This window comes from Leptospira licerasiae serovar Varillal str. VAR 010 (assembly GCF_000244755.1).
Lineage (GTDB): Bacteria > Spirochaetota > Leptospiria > Leptospirales > Leptospiraceae > Leptospira_B > Leptospira_B licerasiae.
In genome coordinates this window covers 26,579-45,557 of the sequence record NZ_AHOO02000009.1, presented here as the reverse complement: position 1 = coordinate 45,557, position 18,979 = coordinate 26,579, and the positions used below count along the sequence as shown (strand labels likewise).

Below are 18,979 nucleotides of genomic sequence, written 5' to 3'. Positions count from 1 at the left end.
ATTAGCCTAGTTTAAAACCGGTCAATCGTTCAAAACGGTTTCGGAGAGAATATTCTAAAAGTTTTTCTTCCGAAACCAAAAACGCAGATCGTTTTGCTCTAGTGATCGCAGTATATAAAATTTCCTTTTTGAACAATTCCAAGGAGACTTCTGCAGTGTCCGGTTCGACCGGATCCGGAGGATATATTATAAAAACAGAATCATATTCCGAGCCTTGGGACTTATGCACCGTGATCGCAAATGCAGGTTCATGAGGAGGAAGAGTATCCAACGCAAAGTCTCGGATCTCTCCTTCTATAAAGAATAATGCTCTTAATTCACTTCCGCCGTTCGGAGTTTGGACTTCTAAAACGAGACCTGTATCTCCGTTATAAACACCTCTCACTCTATCGTTTTTTGTGATAAGTATAGGTAATCCTGAAAAATACGTTTTAGTCCCGATCTGTACTAGATTTCCTTTTTTATGATGAAGGATCAATTCAGTCAGTTCTTTGTTGATGAACTCGCTTCCGAAAATCCCATTTCGTAAAATTGTAAGTATTTTAAATCGATTTAGATCTTTGTTTAGGTATTCTTTTAATTCTTTGGGAGAATTTGGATTGGGAAGTTTGGAAAATATGGGCAGGATCTTTTCTTCCGCGGTCCTTTTTAAGAATTCTTTCCATTCTTTTTTGTAATCCAATCTAATCTGATAAAAACCTTTTAGATCTTCTTTTGATGGACCTAGGAAAACGGAGTCTATGTGCAGGGATTTCGGGAGATTTTTCTGGAATTCCGACAAAGAGATATTATCTTTTACACAAATTTCAGCCGCTTTGGAGATAGAAGAAAATTCTTCCTCTTGTCTATGACTTGTTTTTAATTCTATTAGGTTTTCAGAATTTAGTTTTTTTAAGGATATGACTAGATCCGAAAGGATCGCTCCAGCTTCCACACTAGGCAACTGGTTCGGATCTCCTAAAAGTATAAATCTGAAATTTTCCAAGCCCAATGGTAATGCTTCCATCAATCTATACATCATGTGCAGATCCACCATAGACACCTCGTCCAAGATGATCACTCTATAGGGGAGAGGGAAATTTTTACCGTATTTATACTTTCTCTTTCTAGGATTGTATTCCAAAAGCCTATGCAATGTGGAAGTCGGGATCTCTGAAATGGAATCATCCAATTTGTTTTTTGTACGGAGGTTCGAGATCGTATTCTCTAGAGATTCTTTTAATCTTTGCGCCGCTCTTCCTGTGGGGGCCGCAAGTCCGATCTGTTTTAGATCGTAACCTAAACGCAAAAGTCCCCGGATCACATTTGCAACTACAGTCGTTTTTCCGGTCCCCGGTCCGCCAGTAAGAACAAAGAACGGATGACTTAGAGCTTTTTCTAAGGCATCTTTTTGTTCTCCTTCTCCGCAAAGTACGTATTCTTTACCTCCTTTTTTAATAGAAAGGGGATTGGTGGAGATGAGTTCTTTTAGGACTTCCTGTATTTTTTCAGGTTTAGTTGCCGTGCCGGTTTTAAGTAAATTCCCGAAACCATTTTCCACTGTGGTTAGCTGAGAGAAAACTTTAGAAAAATATAATAGATTGTCCCTTCTTTTGAATAAAATATCCGAGATCGGGCCTTTTTCGGAGAATGGAATTGCAAGATTTCCTGTTTTAGACGCTTGGATCAAAGAAAGATTCCAGGAAAATAGAACTTCGTACTGAGTTCCTTTTGCGTACGTTAAAAATTCCTTAGTCAAAAAACTAGCGTATTCTTGGTCTAAAATGTTTTCGAGGGATTCTTCTTTCATTCTTTTTCCGCCGAAATTCTGTTTTTTAGATCCAAGGTTTCCTGTATTTTTTCTTTAGAAACTTTTACGAATTCTGTATCTATGTTTTGGTAAAAAATACCTCTTCCCGGTCGATTTGGATCCGTTCCTCGGAGGAATACGAAATACATTCCGCCTAAAAGTATAGGATCATATTCTTTTCCGTATTTGAATTTGAGCCAATCGTCCAAAACCACGGAATAAATTGCTAACTGCAAAGAATAGGATTCCCGTATTTTTTCTTTCAGATGAGTTTCCGAATAAGGATCTTCTCCGAAATTAGAAGAGAGAAGGTTGGACTTCCAATCTAAGATCCAATATTTTCCCTCCGAAAGGAATATTAGATCCAAAGTTCCCTTTAATAAATCTGAAACTCCGGTTTGTTCAGGGATTTTCAGAAAGAAATCTACCTCATGTTTTCTCTCCGAAGAAGAAATTTCCGAAAGAGAAATATTTTTTTCCGAATGTGATAGGGGAGTTTTAAGAGTGTTCCAAAATAGTTCTGAAATTCTATTTGCGAATGATCCCAATTGTTCCGAGGTATTTCCGTATCCGTAAGACTTTAGAATATTCTTATACGATCTTAAGACGATCTCCGGGATTTGTTTCGCAGATTTTGCATTTTTATAAACGTTAAAATCTTCGGTTTCTAAAAGCTGATGAAGTAGATTCCCCATTTTATTGGAAGATGGGAGTTCTTCCTCTTTGGATTCCTCGGATGTCTCATCCGTTTTGAACGATTTTGTTTCGGAAACTTGAAATCCGAAACCTTCCGAAGTAAAAAACGAGTCCAAAGAAGAATAACTTTCTAGGATGATCTTTCGTTTTTCCGCTTTGTCCGGCCAAATTTCAACGGAACGTAAAATTTCAGGACCTTCTTCTTTTATCGGATTGGTAGTTAGTCCGGAGATTGTTTTATGATCTCTGATCCATTCCTGTTCGTATTTTCCTTCTTCATTTTCCCAAAATCTGGCCACCGAAGATAAGGTCGGGAATTCGGACATCGACGCATGAAAAGATTTTCTGAATAATTCCAAAGGACGTTTAGGGTCCGGCTCCGCAAGTAATGGAAAATAAAATTTGTACATTGCCCTAGTCAAAGCAACGTAGTATAATCTTTTGTCTTCGTTGATCGTATTAACGACTGCGTCCTCTTCCTTATTATTTTCCAGATCTATAATACGTTTTTCGCCTTCTCTATATTCGGAGAATTTTTTTCTTTGTGTTCCCCAGCCTGAAAATCCGCCGAATAAAAACACGATCGGAAATTCTAAACCTTTACAGGAATGGATCGTAAAAATTTTGACTCGATCTTCTTCCGAATCTTTTTCCAGATAGTCTTTTTCATCCTCTTTGGATATCATCTTAGATTCCAGATAAGTAATTAGTTCTCCTAAGGTCTGATCCGATTTTGAAGCCTTTTCGGTTAAGAAGAAGAATATCTGTTTGAAATTTGTGATCTTTCTTTCCCAATCCTGTCTGGTCTCCTGCGGAAGCGGAGAAGCTAATCTGCTTTCCGTCAGAATCGATCCGAATAGTCCCGGATAATCTTTTTTGCGGGAAAATTTCCGCCAAGTCTCTAAAAGTCTCTTTTCTCCGGACTCTATCGGATATTCTTCATAGTTTTTCAGATCTTCCGGGCGAACACAGAATAGATCGGATATTAATAATTTGTAAAATGAGTCCCTACTTCCTTCCTCATTTAAACATTGTAGGATCTCTCTAACTCGGATCGTTTCGGGTGAACCGAATAATCCGGATTGTTTGGGATAAGTATAAGGGATACCTCTTGCCTTAAATTGCCTTTTTAGGAATTCCGAATCGTTTTCTCCTCGGACTAAAACCGCAATATCCGACCAGCTCAGTTTTTCAGGAGATGAGTATCCTTCTTTTTTAATATAGATTTCCGACTTTTCGGAAACTAAATGGATGATCTCTTCCGCTAAAAATCTTGAATATTGGTCTTTTAATCGATCCGCATTACTTTCTTTGGAAAGAGAAAAGGCATTTAGAGAGGCACGATTACTTTTATCCGAATATAAAATCGCCTTTCCCGGAATATCCGGAGATTTTACGTTCACGTATTCTATCGGTAAAAATCCTGTTTCTCCTATGGGGAACCATTCGCCCTTTTCACTCCCGAAAATTGCGTTGTAGGAAGAAATTAGCTCCGGCAAAGATCTACGATTTGTGTCCAATTCCGGATAAACGATAGAGGAATCCGCAAATTTTCCCCCCGTATCGAATTCTCTTTTGGCGGTCAGGTAAGTGCCTAAGTCCGCTCCCCTGAAACCGTAAATGGATTGTTTTGCATCTCCGATCAGAAAAAGTCTACCTTCAGTTTGGATAGCGGAAGATTTTTCTAGGAATAATATTCTAAAAATATTATATTGATCGGGGTCGGTATCCTGGAATTCGTCTATGATCCCGAAACGAAAACGTTTTTTTAATTCCGAAACCAGCTCGGGGTTTTTCTCCAAGGAATTGGAAAGCCCTAAGATCATATCTCCGTAAGTGATCGAATTCTCTTCCTCCTTGATCTTGATCGAGTCTTCTGCGATATCTTCCGCAAGAGAAACTAAAAAAGAAGAAAGAGAGGACCCCAAAGCATGTAAGCTTAAAGAAAGTTTGCGGATCTTCTCCCTTTCTAACGCATAAGAAAGATATCCAGATTCGGAAGTCGCAGTTTTTAGTTCCTCATCCGAAAGGAGAATGGATTCTATACCGGAACTTTCTCCTCTTTTTAGCTCCAGGATCTTTTTGAGAGCAAGCGTGAACGGAAAGGGAGAGAACGGTTCTGAAGAATCGATGAGCTTTTTCAAAGAATCTTGAAACTCGACCTGTCGAGCTAAAAGAGCCTTGTACTTATTCGCGTTGATCTTCTTCTTAAATGAATCCTGAAATTCTAAAAATTTAGGGAGAATGGATTGGATTTCTAAAAATACATTTCGGATAGAAACGATCTCAGGAAATTTTTGAGGGCGGGGAAGAAGTTGAATAGAATCAGGAGAAGAAACCTTCTTTACTGCAAGGCCGGACACGAAGTTCTCCCAAGTTGTTCCTTGGAATCCGTCATTATAAAAACGATTTGCTTGAGAAAGTATGAAAGGTAAAAGTTCTTTCGGGTATTTTCCGCCGAACTCATTACGCATTCTTCTATATAAAGCCTTGGATACTGCGGAAAACTCTTCGATAAGTTCAGAATTTTCGGAGCTACCTGATTCCAACGAATATTCTTTTAAGATTTTATGAGCAAATCCATGAATGGTGGAAATATAAGCTTGGTCTAAGCGAGACGCTTGGTTCAAAAAATATTCCAGTTCTTTGGATTCTTCTTCGCTAGGGGATCCTATTTTTTCCAGTCTGAGAATCGTATTTTTTAATTCCGCACGTATTCTACCTTTTAATTCGGACGCCGCCTTATCCGTATAAGTAAGTACTAATATAGATTCCACGCCGAACGGAGTTTTATCCGAAACCAAAGAATTTTTAAATGAATCCTTCAATATTTTCAGGACCAAAAATACGATCGTATGTGTTTTTCCTGTACCTGCAGAAGCGCCGATAAAACCGTTTTTAGTAATATCGATCTGGTCCGCGAAAGAATTTGTCCCTTGTTCAGTTTTACTTTTCTGCATAAAAAACTTTCTCCAATGGATGGTATAGTTTTAAGCAGAGATAAAAATCATTTTCACTTATATAATTTTGAGGATAGGGCAGAAGCCGGATGATATCATCCAAATATATTTCCGGATCGTACTGAACGGATTCTTGGGCCCAGATTTTATACTCTTGTGAGAGTAAAGTTAGACTTTTGGGATCGTTTAGATCAATATCCGATCTATCCGGAAAATCTTCCCAGATGCCGGGAGAGACTAATGAGATAGTCTGTTTTAAAAATTCATGCACAAGATCTGAGAGGAATTTTTTACGGTATACTTCTCCTCCTTCTCGATTCATACCGATGATGGTAGGCTTGTCTCCATACCCAAAAATTGCAACTACCGATCTAGGAGTATCTTTAGAAGGGATCGAATCCAACAAGGATTGGATCAAAAACGGTTCGATTAAGTTCTTAAACTTTTTCTTGGAGTTCGGATATACTAGGACAAGCGTAGAAGATCCGTCGATCTCATTTTTTAGGAAGACATCTTCTTTTAAACCGTTAATTTTGATCTTAATCCCATTCGAAATTTCTAATGGAATCGTAGGCAGGGACAACAAATTCCCTTTTTTAGTAGATTCTCCGAAAGTTAGTCCCGACAAAATTTGCGCTTCTGAAAGTATTTCGGAAACTACCTCTGAAATTTTACCCACCTTTTCCGATTTGGTTAAAAACTCGGCGTCTCCGTAAATTCCTCTCGGGATATTTCCTCTTTTCTCCCAAATTGAGAATAATCCACTCAAGGAATTTTGGAGTTCTTTTTCGGTCTTCTTCATAGAATAAGACCATAACTCTTTTATAAATTTAAAATTATCCGAAATGCGGAAAGGCTCCTGGGTTGCATTTTCCGATTCTGAAATTTCTTCCGAGTACAATCCGAACCTTCTCTGTAAATGATAAGAAAGCGGAGATTTTGCAAACCGGACGAGATCGTTCCAGTCTATAGTCTCCGGATTCGGAACTTCTTTTTTTACGGATGAACCGGACTGGAAATTTTTGAGCACTGTTTTACGGTAATTTTCTTTATCTTCTTCTTTTCCATAAAGTAGAGAAGAGGAAAGATCGAAACTTTTACGAAACTTATCCGCAAATTTTGCAGAAGGGGTTTCTTTTTGTATAAAGTATTCTTTGCTGTGTTTATTTAAAGGGATCTTGATCCGAACGGAGGTATCAGGAAGGAGCACGTTTTCCTTTAAGGCTTGTTCAAGTAAAAGTAAGGATGAAGAAGGAGCAATACTTTCATCTTTCGTAATATCTTCCGCTACGAACGATAATACCAAACTTTGTTTTGCGGAGAGGATCGTTTCATATAATAAGGACTGGTTCAGACCTCTTACGTTTATATCTCCTTCTCTGGGAGCTAAATGCCTTAAATTAAACGCGGAGGTATCATCCGTTCCGGGGAATAAACCTTCTCCCAACCCTAAAATGTATACATGTAGGAAAGGAATGGGGCGCATCGGTTGCAGAGAAGACACCGTAATTCCTCCGGTTAGGTATTGTCCTTTTCGAACTTGGATCTCTCCTCCTGTCTGTTTAAAGAACGCCTCTAAAAATTTAAGTCTATCCTTGGGACTTTTTGGATCCCAATCCACGGATCTTAATTCATATAATGAATCTATAATATTTTTCTCTAATTCCGCCTCGATCGGACTGGAAGAAGAGGAGGAAAATAGCTCAATTAGTAGATCCGAAAGTGAATCTAAAATTTTTTCTCCTGAGATTTTAGGATCTGAAATCAGAACCGAAAATTCTTCCAATAAAAAAGATACACGTCTCCATATTCCTATCCATGTAGATACGGTAGAACCTGATCCTGGATCAAAAGGGGAGACAGGAAGATTTTCCTCTTCTTCTGCGGATAATATATTCCCCGCTGCTAAACGTACGAAACCTTTTTGGAAAGAGAATGCAAGAGGTTGGCCTTCTGTCAAAGAATCGTCTTGGTATAATTCCAGATCTTCGGAAATTTCCGCCCATTCTTCTACCCATGACGGTTCTATTTCCCATTTAGATTGAAAACATGTGTTTCTAAGTAGTTTAAAAATATCCGCTCTGGATCTTTCTTTTGAGAGTAGTGGGAATAAGGAAAGTATCCCGCCGATATAAGCGCTTGTTTCCGAAGCGAGAACATCTCTTATGCTATAAGGTAATGTTTTTACAGAACCGCCTGACTTCTCCGTAAGTTTTGCCTGTATTCCACCTTCGAATACAAATTCTAAGGCAGCTCTATATTCTGAAAGGTCGGAACAGAATATCCCAAAATCGGTTAATTTAGTTTCTTTAGATTCGGATAAGATGGAAAGAATATGATGAAATACAGCTTCTACTTCTCTGACTTTTCCGGGGGCTTCTAAAATTTGTAAGCTCTCGTCCGGCATAAGTCTAGAGGAGGCTTTATATTCCGATCGCCCAAGATATTCTTTGAACTCGGATAAAACCGTCTTTGTACGTTTTTCTTTTTTAACTGAATGCGAAAATTCCGCTCCAGAGATCTCCCAGGATTTTTTTAAGGAGCGAAATGAGTTCGCCCAGTTTCTGCAGATCTGATCTCTTTCCGTCCCGGTGACTTGCTCTCCGTCAGGTACTCCGAATTGAAAAACTTCTAAACGGATCTCGGGAAGAAGATTTTGAAAAATGGAAATATATGTACTCGATAGTTGGGACAATGCGAATAGATACACATTCTTCGCGGAATGTTTTTTTGCCTTTGGCTCCGAACCAAGATTTCGCATAGAATATTGGATCAAAGTTTCTTTGGATGGATCGGAATTTGTAAGATACGAATAGAGTTCCTTCTGAAAGAAAAAAATTTCAGACTGGGTGGCGACTTCTTCCCAGATATCTTCTCCAGGTAATCGCAGAAGTGAGTATTTTTCTCCTAACCAGTTTCGAATCCAGTCTTGTCTATGCAGCTCATAGTCTTTGAAATATTTCGCTAAACGTCCCGAAAGATCCAAAAGCCTAACCGGATCCGGAGTCTTTCTTCCGGAAGGCAAAAGATAATTTTTGAGGATAGGATACTTTTGCAAAAATTCCTGATCTCTGAGCAAGGTTTCGTAGATCTGGAATTTTCGAGACTCTCCCTGCAGAAACGGCCTGGATTTTGGATCGATTTCTGGTGAAAACTTTTCGAGAAGCAGTTCTTCCAAAAACTTCTCCAAGAACAAAAATCTGATATTGAACACTACGCCGAATCTTTGGACCAGATCCAGGTTCAACCAGGTCTCCATACTCTTATTCGGAATGATTACCGTCGGAGAATACAGTCCTTCCTGCCTAGAGATCTCTTCTCTCAAGGATGTTGATAATGCTTCGGACAAATCCGCAAGGTCGTCGGAACTATGGACTCGTATGCTCATCTTAGATCGGTTCTACCAGAAATTCTGAAATTACGGACCGGTAAAACAAAGTTTTGGTCCGAGAGGGGAGCTCTTAGAGGCTATTAAATCGCCAATCTAAAGGATTTTATCTAATGCGACATAATGCTGATTATCGGAAGTTAGGGAAGTGTGGATAAGTTTTGAGTTTTCAGTAAATTTGCTCCCAAGAAGCATTTCTCTTTTGTATACAGGACTTATCTATCTGTGTATACAAAGGAAATTGAAAGGTTCGTAGAAGTTACTACAGTTGTATACAATACGATCTCGCAGTATACAAAGAACTCTCTTTACTAGACTTGTCGAAGTGCCTACATAAAAAGTCCGTATACTTAATTCCCTTTGTATACAAACTCAGAAAAGTGAGCCGAGATTTCGAACTTCCTACTTAGAATTGGAGAATAATGCTGATTTACATTTTTCTCCCAAAAGATTTCTGTTCTCCTGGAGACAACGGATAACAGCTGTTCCTCGATTGGAACAGAATTTCTCCTTATCCTCTTTGCAGGCTTCCTGTCTTTGTTTTGCTTTTTCCCTGACTTCTTGTAACAATTCTTTACAGTCCTCGGAAAGATTTTCCTCGTACTTCTTCAGGCAAGAGAGAATATTTCCTTTGGGACTTTCCTTACAGTATTTTTCTTTGTCTGCACTACATTGATCTGCATGTGAGTGATTCGGTCCTTCTTCATGAGCGCTAACGGAAAAATTGAATAAGAAAAAAAGGCACAAATAAGCCGTAACTACTCTAATTCTGCCTTTATTTGAAGTTCTGAATAACATGCTGACTAACCTTGAGTAAGACCCTAAGTCATTTTTGCTGGTTTCTTTTTTTCGAAAAGTTAGAATTACTTCTGAAGCGAAAAACCAAAGTCTAATAATTGTTAGAAAGAAGAAGAACGGTAGACGTTGTTATTCGCCGGAACTGAGACAGAAAAATGGAATTGTTCCATACTTCGATTAATAATAATGAATCGTACACAAACTTTCTATCATGTGATATTTTCGTATGAGAACGAGGTCATGCTAACTGCTTCCTGTAGTCCTTAGAGGGACAAACTTTGGAAGAGCATCTGAGTCTCGAAGTTGCTTAGTATACTTTAAAGGAGGTTTTGCGAATCTCTTTTGCATAGCCTAGACCGGACGAAGGAGTTTTTTGTTTTTTCCTGCCATAATTTGAAAAAGAGTTTCGGTAATGGTCCAGGTAAGGAACACTATCCATCGACTAAAAAAATAAAATAACACCTAACGGTGCATTAGAAATCGCAAGGCAAGGATATGGATTACGAAAAGGAAAAAAAGAAACTTCTCTCTGCGAAAACACCAGAGCAGTACATTGAATTTTCCATAAAATCAAAACTAGAAGGACCCAAGAAGTCAAGTATTACCACAGAATGGTTAAATAAATCCGGTTATACAATAGATGACATAAAATATGCAAGGAATAGGCATCCTTTTTGGAGAGAGAAAAGAAACAAAGGCTCTTACGAAAGAAACAGTCGTCGTTTAGAATACCATAATTACTATAAGACAGACGAGAAAATCGTTTGGGACGATGCCAAACTTTCCAAGTTTTACGACCTAAACCAGGAAGGAAATGCGGATCACGAGTTGGCTAGACTTTTCAAAACCTCCATTCCGGCTGTGAACCATATTCGCAGAAAGTTCCGTTTTTCTACTATCCTGTTAGAACTGGAAAAAAAGAAACCTAACAAGGCTGCAATTATCAAACTCAGCAATCATTCAGAGTCCGTTCTGAAACGATTGATCAAGGAAAAAGGCAAAAAATAATATTTCGCCCGTCGATCCCCTCCGAAAGACGGGCTTTGTCAATAAATTTCAGAAGAGAATCTCCTAAAAGTCCTTCCTCAAGACAAATTCTCTCTCATTTTTATAACCTTTTGCTCTACTTCTATGTTAGTAAAAAGTTGCGCGTCATCTGCCAGAGAGAATCTTGGAACTGATCAATTCCATGTACAAACTAATCAGCCGCTTTTCCATTCTACTCTTTCTAAGTATTCTCACTTCTTCCGCACTTTCCGCGGGACCGGTTCGCGAATTTTTAAGTTCCGACGGTAAATCTAAAACGAATGAACAGGAAGAAGATCCTAAACCTTCTACTCCTAAAAAAGAAACTCATAGATCGGAAAAGACTTCTTCACCTTCTCCTAAGATAGAAGCTAAGGTGATAAAGGAAAAAGAAGAATCCGTGGCTTCTGCGGAAGCCTCTTCTCATAAATCAAAACGAGTACAACGTAGAAAAAAGGGGAAAACCAAGGTTTCCAAAAAGGAAAAGCAGGAAATTAAAGAGAAAGAGACTGCTTCTAAAAAATATGAAAATTCTCTTCCTGGAGTTTCGGAACTTCCCCCTAAGACCGAATACGATACAAAAAACCAAAACGGAAATGCTGAATTAGGTCATGGAAAGGGTATCCCTGTTTTATGTTATCATCATTTGGTTGGGAACCAAGACCCGATGGGAGGATATAATTTAGACCCTAGCCTCTTGGAAGAACAGTTCAAGTATCTTAAATCCATTGGGTATCAAACAATCAGTCTGGATCAATTCTATCAATACCAGCAAGGAAAGGCAGGTTCCGATTTCCCTGCTCGTCCAGTTCTTTTAACATTTGATGATGGATCTATAACTCATAAAGATGTTCTAGTTCCTTTGCTAAAAAAATACGGAATGAGAGCTTCCGTTTTTATTTATCCGACTGTAATCTCTAACCCTAGATACAAATTTTACTTAAGTTGGGCGCAACTGAAAGAAGCTTTGGACAGCGGAGTTTTGGATATAGGATCGCATACTGTGTATCATCCTAAATTGCCTGCAATGTCTAGAGCGGAGATCAGAAGCCAGCTCAGAGATTCAAAAGCTACATTGGAAGCTAAGACGGGCAGAAAGATCCAAGATCTCGCTTATCCATTCGGATTATTCGACGTACGTGTAATAGAAGAAGCCAAGGCAGCGGGTTATAGAATGGCCTTTACGGTAAATCCTGGAAAAAACGTTCCAGGTACTTATGCTTATACGATCCATAGATCCTTAGTGACTTGGGGAATGTCTCAATCCAGGTTCAATTCCATTCTAAGCGCTTCTCCACCTGTAAAGATCCAACTAGGTGTCCTGGATGGTTCTTGGGTAAAACCGGGAGATAGTTTTCCTGTTATAGTAGAAGGTCTAGACCCTAAGTCGGTGGTAATCAAGATCAGCGGCAAAGAAGGTATCGTTCAAAGGAAGTCCAACACAGAATATATCATTAGAATTCCTGAATTCAAAAAGACTACTTATCCTGCGATGGTGGTGATGGGCAAAACTCCTTCCGGCAAGAGAAGTGAAACTCAATTTTTATTCGTAAATAGAAAAGAGTTTAAAAAAGATCCCGATTAAAAGTTTATTTCAGATAAATTTTTAGGTTTCCGAAGTTCTAAAGTTATATTTTATCTAGAAGAATCGTCAAAATCTTATCGTTTCTGCGAAAGTTTTTTGACATCTCTAGGTAGGTAAGAATATTTTCGGTATGCCAAAAGATTCCGAGACATTCGAAAGAATTAAAACATCCAGGATCCGGAATCGCCTTCCTCTTGTTTTATGGGCGGTATTGATCACTCTCGCCCTCCCCTGTTCTTTATTTGCAGATGCAATTGCAGGACAGAGTCCGGTACTTCGTTTAGATTCCCATTCTGCAGGAAAAATCCCGCTTAGAGAAGAGATCTCCTACTTTAAAGACACAGAAGGAACTCTCACCTGGGAAGATATATCCGCTGCAGATTCCGAAGTTGAATTCAAAAAGAATACGGATAGAATGCCGAATTTCGGTTATGATCCTTCTCCTTATTGGCTTAAGTTCTCCGTAGAAGCGGAAGAATCCCTTTCGGAAGAACGGTTTCTTACCTTAGAATATCCTCATATAGATTATGTAGATGTATACTGGAAAGACTCGAAAGGTAGAGAGGGAGAATTCCATACCGGAGACATGCTTCCCTTTAAGGAAAGACCGATCGCAGAGAGATATTTTGTATTTCCTTTAACATTAGAAGACAAAGGAAAAATAGAAGTATTCATCCGAGTTAAATCGGAAGGTTCCCTTACACTCCCTCTTCATTTGGTAACTAAGTCCAATCTGGAACGTTCCTCCAGGATCTCTTTACTCATAGACGGGATCTATTTCGGCGCCCTAGGAGTAATGGTATTCTATAACTTCTTCCTGTTTTTAGGGATCCGAGAAAAAACTTACATATATTATGTAATTTTAATTTTTGCAGTGACCTACTTTTTGGTCATGAGTTCCGGATACGGTTTCTGGTTCCTGGTGCCTAATTCTCCTAATTTTGTGAATTCTTCCTTTATCATAGCTACCTGCATCGCAATGATATTTTTGGGACTATTCGCCGAAGAATATCTGCAGACCAGGGACACCTACCCGATCCTACATATATTTATCAGAGGATTAACAATTGTTTGGTCCATTCTAACCATTCTACCCGTATTTGTATCTTTAAGATATCTGATGCCTTTTACTGCGATCCTTCCTATTTTGGAGATCTTAATATTGATGATCGTCTCTCTAATCCAGAGTGTCCGAAAAGATAGAAAGGCTAGGATTTTTTTAAGCGCCTGGATTTTCAGTTTGGCTGGAGTATTCATATTCTCCCTGAATAGATTAGGACTTTTTGACTCTGAAGAGTTCGCTTCCGGAATGTTAAAAATCGGCGTTTTAAGTAACGTTATTCTTCTTTCCTTAGGGCTTGTGGATCGGATCAATACATTCCAAAAGGAAAAAGAGGAATATAAGGAAAGAGCGGATAAACTATTTGAACTTTCTCTAATGGACCCTTTGACCGGAGTGGCTAACAGGAGATTTTTCGATCAGGAATTGGAGAGAGAATGGAACAGATCCGTAAGGACGGAAAGACCACTTTCTCTTTTAATGATAGATGTGGACTTCTTCAAGGCGTATAACGATACCTATGGTCATTTAAAAGGCGACCAAGTGCTTTGCCAGGTGGCCCAAGCATTAAAAGAATGTTTAAATCGTTCTTCCGATATGATCGCAAGATACGGAGGAGAAGAATTCTCCGTTATTCTTCCCGATACCCCTGTAGAAGGCGCCATAGTAGTTGCCTTGAACATGTTACAAACGGTCGAAGATATGGGGATACCTCATGAAGAGAGCACCTTTACAAGAGTCACTGTTTCAATAGGTGTTTCCAGTAATACAGATCGTGATATCCATTCTTACCAAGAATTGTTAGGATTAGCGGATAAAAACCTATATGATTCCAAGGCATTCGGTCGAAATCATATACGTCATTGATCCTTTCCGAAACAATCGTTCGAGAAAGACATTCGGGAAAATCATGAAAATTTAATTTTTCCTGGACCCTCGGCCTAGTCGGGATTAAAATCGGTCCCCGCATGGAACCTCTTAAACTCCCTTTTCTAAATTCTCAAACTTTATATTGGACCTTAAAGTCTTCTATGGATGCTTTTAAGGAGCACCCTGCTCAATTCTTTAAACCGGATGGCAAAACGTATAAATCCGTAAGCTTTAAAGAACTCGGAGATATAGTGACCAGGATCGGCTTAGGCTTGGTCTCAATCGGAGTAAAAAAAGGAGAGAATGTAGGATTAATCGCCGATTCGGGACATCGTTGGATCTGGGCGAGTATGGGAATTACGAATATAGGAAGTGTAGATGTGCCTAGAGGAACCGATTCCACACTAGAAGATTTGATCTATATTCTAAACCATTCAAAGGCAGAAGTTTGTTTTGCGGGAAATTCGGAAGTGGTCCGTAAACTTAGTTCTTCTTCCGCGTCATTCCCTCATTTAAAAACAGTCATATTGTTCGAATCCTCTCATCATTCCGAACAAAGACATCCGTTCAAACTTTTGCATTTAGACGAACTAATCTCTCTAGGGGACAGATGGATCCAAGAAAAAGGAGAATTAGAATTTCATTCTAGAGGAGAATCCATCCAAGAATCCGATCTTGCTACTATCGTTTATACTTCCGGGACCACCGGACGCCCTAAGGGAGTTATGCTTTCTCATCGCAACATAGTGTTTAACGTGAATATGTCTTTGTCTTTGGACGATGTTCGTATCACTCCGGAAGATAGGACCATGGCCTATCTTCCTCCTTGGCATATTGCGGAAAGATTGATCGAGACTGCCTGCGTTCGAGCAGGAGCTTCGGAAGCATTTACTTCTATTTCTAGTTTAGGACAGGATCTGCAGGATATAAAACCCACTTTCCTTCTTTCCGTACCAAGGGTTTGGGAAAGTTTTTATAATAAGGTCCAAGATAAACTGAAGGACGCTTCTCCGGTCGCTAAATTTATTTTCAAAAGTTTTCAATCAGCCGCAAATTCTTATTACAAATATAAAAGTAGGCTTTTAGGTTTGGAGTTCTCATTAAAACCAAGATCTTTCTTTGGCGAATTTTTCCATAGAATGAGCGGGCTATTCGGAACATTCTTCTGGTTCGTACCTAATATCCTGGCTCAATTACTATTTTCTAAAATACGAAAAAGTTTGGGCGGAAGACTGAAATTTGCCATCTCCGGAGCGGGGGCGCTTCCGGAATACATCGATAGATTTTTCAACTCTATCGGAATTCCTATCTTAGAAGGATACGGAATGACAGAGACTAGCGGCGCTTCCACCAGAAGAAGGCTTGATAGGATCACTGTAGGAACCCTAGGAAAATGTATCCCAGGTGTGGAGATCAAGATCTTAGACGAAAAGGGAGAAGAGATACACGAACCTGGAGTCAAAGGGATCGCCTGGCATAAAGGCGGTCATATCATGCAGGGTTATTATTTAGATCCTGAAAAGACCGCCGAGACCATGAAGGACGGATGGTTAAATTCAGGGGACCTTCTCCTTTGGACCGCCCAAGGAGAACTAAAATACGCAGGAAGGGCAAAGGATACGATCGTACTTTTAGGCGGAGAAAATTTGGAACCGGAACCGATCGAATTCGCTCTTACTCAAAGCGAGTTGATCTTACAGGCAATGATAGTCGGACACGACCAAAAAACGTTAAGCGCCCTTTTAGTTCCCGATTGGGAGGCGTTAGACAAACAATTACGCGACTGGAAGTCTAAATTATTACAAGAGATCGCCGATCCGAATTCCGATCCGGACGTTAGAGAATTGTTCAAAAAAGAAATTAAAGAGAGAGTCTCCTCTAAAAACGGTTTTAAAAATTTCGAAAAAGTATCTAATTTTTACCTTCTTCCTAAAAAATTCGAACCTGGGGACGAGTTGACCATGACTATGAAGGTAAAAAGGAACGTTGTCTCGGATAAATACAAGAACCAAATAGATGAATTATTCAGATAAATCCGAATTCGGCGTAACGAATCTGAGAAAAGATCGAATCCAAGATAAAGGAGATTTTATGCCGGTTTTGACCCAAACAGTAAAGAATCGATTGTCCACGATACTTTCCGTTTTTTCGGCTCTTGTGTTTTTGCAGACCTTATTTTTTAAATTCACCGGACAGGACGAATCCGTAAAAATTTTTTCCACCTTGGGAATAGAACCTTGGGGAAGGATCGGAACGGGTTCGGTCGAGTTTATTGTAGCGGCACTTTTGATTTTCCCAGCTTCTAGATTTGTAGGAGCCTTAGTAGGTTTCGGACTGATGATAGGAGCGGTACTATCTCATCTTTTATTTTTAGGAATAGTGGTGGATGACGATGGAGGTTTATTATTCGCATTAGCGGTTAGCGTACTTGTCGCTTGTATCATTATACTAAATCTAGAATGGGACCATCGACCTCCCACCTAGTTCCGGAATTTCCGAAAATTCTTTCGAATTCTTATCTTTAAAAAAGGAACGACACCCTAAACCTAGGTTCCAATTTTGAAGATAAGAAAAGTATGAAAGTCCATTATCCTCTCTTTACGCTTATCTTCTTTCTATTTTCCCAATCCGTAAATTCGGAATCTATCAAATCGGTCAAAAAGAAGAAGGTCCGTCAACGCCAAACGGAAAGTTCCGAAACGAATCCGAACCCGCAACAAGAATTACAAGAACATATATTGACTAGTATGGGATTCGGGAAAGGGCTCTCTTTCGAAACTTCCGATAAACAAAATTTCCTGAACATGAGAGTTCGTTTCCAGGAAAGAGCCGTGGAAACCATCGAGCAAGAAGAAGGAGAAAAACAAACCGAAGGTTTAGAATTCCAAGCGAGAAGAGCAAGACTTGTTTTCTCGGGGAATTTTTTAGGAAAAAACTGGCAATATTACGTTCAATTATCTTTTTCTAATTTAGATATGGAAGAAGATAGACCCGTTCCTTTAAGAGATGTTTCTCTATCTTATACAAGTCTTAAGAATGCAAATATAAAACTGGGGCAAATGAAAGTGCCCTATAATCGCCAAAGATTTATCTCCGATGGTCTCCAAGAATTCGTGGACAGGACTGTTTCCAACGAGGAATTGAATCTTGACAGAGACGTGGGGATTCTAGTCTCTTCTGCCAATCTATTCGGCTGGAATTGTTTAGGATATTCCGCAGGTGTATTCGGCGGAGAAGGAAGAAATAGGAGCTCCAATTCGAGCGGAGTGTTGACTAGCGGAAAACTTACTTATTATCCTTTGGGAGTTTTTTCGGATAATGGTGAACCGGATCTGGAACATTCTGAAAAACCTAAACTTGCAATCTCCGTAGCAGGTGCAAATAATCAAAATACGAATCGTGATCTTTCTACTCATGGGAACACTTATCAATTTGCAAGATTCGATTACACAAATACTGGCGCAGAGTTTTTATTCCAATGGAAAGGTTTCTCAGCTTCCGGAGAATATCTGACTAGAAAAGCAAACTCCCCTTTTATGGAAAAAGAGATCGGAAACCGAACCCTAACCGAGTATTCCAGATCTGTAAAGGGAGGATTTTTCCAATTAGGTTATCTTTTCAAAAATAACCTGGGAGTTGCGCTTAGATATTCGGAATACAGACCATGGGGGAAAACGGACCCGAAACTAACTTATTCCAGAGAAAGAGGCCTCGCAGTTTCCTATTATCTCAAGGATCATAATTTAAAAATACAGGCAGATTACGCTTATTTAGAAGGAGGATATGTCGACAGTTTGGGTTCTCATAGGATCCGGGCCCAGATCCAAGTATTTTTATAAAAGTTCTAGGCAAGGCCCTTCTAAAAAATGTAATCGTTTTTTCATCCCGGAAAGTTTTTAGAAAGGCGATCCGAGCCTCGAATCCGTTGACAATCTTACAGGATTTCGTCTTATGGAAGTAAGGTATCGTTCTACTAAATGAAATTTCGAAAAGGAAGACTTTACGACGCGTTTTTCATTTCGGACATCCATTATCTTCTGAACAAGAAGATAAAATCCCATAAACACAAAGAACTTTTCCAATTACTGGACCATCTGAACAAAAAAGAGGTCAGATTCGATAATCTGTACTTGGTCGGAGATATTATCGAAAATTGGTTTTTTAGCGCGGATAGAAGGTTACAAAGAGTAAAAGGCAAAAAAAGATTTAACAAACTTTTTGAGCGCCTGGACAGACTTTCTTCCGGGAACGGTAAAAAATATTATATCGTCGGGAATCACGACACCACGTCCTATCTGATGAGGTTAACCCCTAAAGTAGAATTATATTTGATCGAAAGAGGTTGGATTATCTGCGAGAAGGCGGAAAATGAAACCCTGATCGCAATCCATGGCCACCAAGGCCAATACAATAAATTTACCTGGATGGGCTCCATCCTAGTCTTAAGAATTCTTCATGTATTTGCGTCTGCATTTCCGGCTTTGTTCAAATTTTCCGAAAACTTCTATCATAAACATCTGAACAGACAAGACCCGAGTACTGTCGAAGAAACATTACATTATTACCAGAAACTTTCCAAGCTCACCCACCAAGACAGGAAGGTCTTGATCTCAGGTCATACTCATGATTTTTTATGCATCCCTAAAATGAATATCATCAATACCGGGGACTGGGTGAAGAGTAATAGTTTCGTAATCCAAGACGGCAAAAAATTCTCCGGAATTCGTATGACTGCAAGAAAAGAATTCAAAAAAGAATTCGTCTTACATGTTTGATTGTTTTCCGATATTGTCGCAACAATCAAAGC

Annotated in this window: 11 protein-coding genes; 7 read left to right on the top strand and 4 right to left on the bottom strand. The window is 39.2% G+C overall.

Annotation, left to right across the window (positions count from 1 at the left end; genetic code table 11):
• Position 1: 1 nt before the first annotated feature.
• From recD to LEP1GSC185_RS11190, 4 genes are all read right to left on the bottom strand, one after another.
• Entirely contained in the window at positions 2-1,789 is a 1,788-nt protein-coding gene (gene recD / locus LEP1GSC185_RS11205; RefSeq protein ID WP_008589020.1) for an exodeoxyribonuclease V subunit alpha, read from the bottom strand.
• On the bottom strand, positions 1,786-5,445 hold the full coding sequence (locus LEP1GSC185_RS11200) for a UvrD-helicase domain-containing protein (protein ID WP_008588857.1): 3,660 nt from the start codon (positions 5,443-5,445) through the stop codon (positions 1,786-1,788). The genes recD and LEP1GSC185_RS11200 overlap by 4 nt, the downstream gene beginning before the upstream one ends.
• Positions 5,432-8,833: an exodeoxyribonuclease V subunit gamma gene (locus LEP1GSC185_RS11195; protein ID WP_008596854.1), complete on the bottom strand. Its 3,402-nt coding sequence runs from the start codon at positions 8,831-8,833 to the stop codon at positions 5,432-5,434. The genes LEP1GSC185_RS11200 and LEP1GSC185_RS11195 overlap by 14 nt, the downstream gene beginning before the upstream one ends.
• 402 nt (positions 8,834-9,235) lie before the next feature.
• On the bottom strand, positions 9,236-9,631 hold the full coding sequence (locus LEP1GSC185_RS11190; protein ID WP_008588956.1) for a hypothetical protein: 396 nt from the start codon (positions 9,629-9,631) through the stop codon (positions 9,236-9,238).
• Positions 9,632-10,126: 495 nt separating this feature from the next.
• On the opposite strand from LEP1GSC185_RS11190, the gene LEP1GSC185_RS11185 reads away from it, so the two are divergent.
• The 7 genes from LEP1GSC185_RS11185 to LEP1GSC185_RS11155 all read left to right on the top strand — a co-directional run bounded on the left by LEP1GSC185_RS11185 (position 10,127) and on the right by LEP1GSC185_RS11155 (position 18,947).
• Positions 10,127-10,639: an LB099 family protein gene (locus LEP1GSC185_RS11185; protein WP_008589274.1), complete on the top strand. Its 513-nt coding sequence runs from the start codon at positions 10,127-10,129 to the stop codon at positions 10,637-10,639.
• Positions 10,640-10,820: 181 nt separating this feature from the next.
• Positions 10,821-12,242 (top strand): polysaccharide deacetylase family protein, encoded by a 1,422-nt coding sequence (locus LEP1GSC185_RS11180; protein WP_008588841.1) that lies wholly within the window; start codon positions 10,821-10,823, stop codon positions 12,240-12,242.
• 130 nt (positions 12,243-12,372) lie between these two features.
• On the top strand, positions 12,373-14,169 hold the full coding sequence (locus tag LEP1GSC185_RS11175) for a sensor domain-containing diguanylate cyclase (RefSeq protein ID WP_008588980.1): 1,797 nt from the start codon (positions 12,373-12,375) through the stop codon (positions 14,167-14,169).
• 101 nt (positions 14,170-14,270) lie between these two features.
• Complete coding sequence (locus LEP1GSC185_RS11170) at positions 14,271-16,205, top strand: AMP-dependent synthetase/ligase (RefSeq protein WP_008589118.1); 1,935 nt, start codon at positions 14,271-14,273, stop codon at positions 16,203-16,205.
• 58 nt (positions 16,206-16,263) lie between these two features.
• Positions 16,264-16,656: a DoxX family protein gene (locus LEP1GSC185_RS11165; RefSeq protein ID WP_024864044.1), complete on the top strand. Its 393-nt coding sequence runs from the start codon at positions 16,264-16,266 to the stop codon at positions 16,654-16,656.
• A 92-nt stretch (positions 16,657-16,748) separates the two neighbouring features.
• Positions 16,749-18,011 (top strand): porin, encoded by a 1,263-nt coding sequence (locus LEP1GSC185_RS11160; RefSeq protein ID WP_008588920.1) that lies wholly within the window; start codon positions 16,749-16,751, stop codon positions 18,009-18,011.
• Positions 18,012-18,149: 138 nt separating this feature from the next.
• Positions 18,150-18,947 carry a UDP-2,3-diacylglucosamine diphosphatase gene (locus LEP1GSC185_RS11155; protein ID WP_008588861.1) on the top strand — a complete coding sequence of 266 codons (798 nt, stop codon included), beginning with the start codon at positions 18,150-18,152 and terminating at the stop codon, positions 18,945-18,947.
• Positions 18,948-18,979 lie beyond the last annotated feature (32 nt).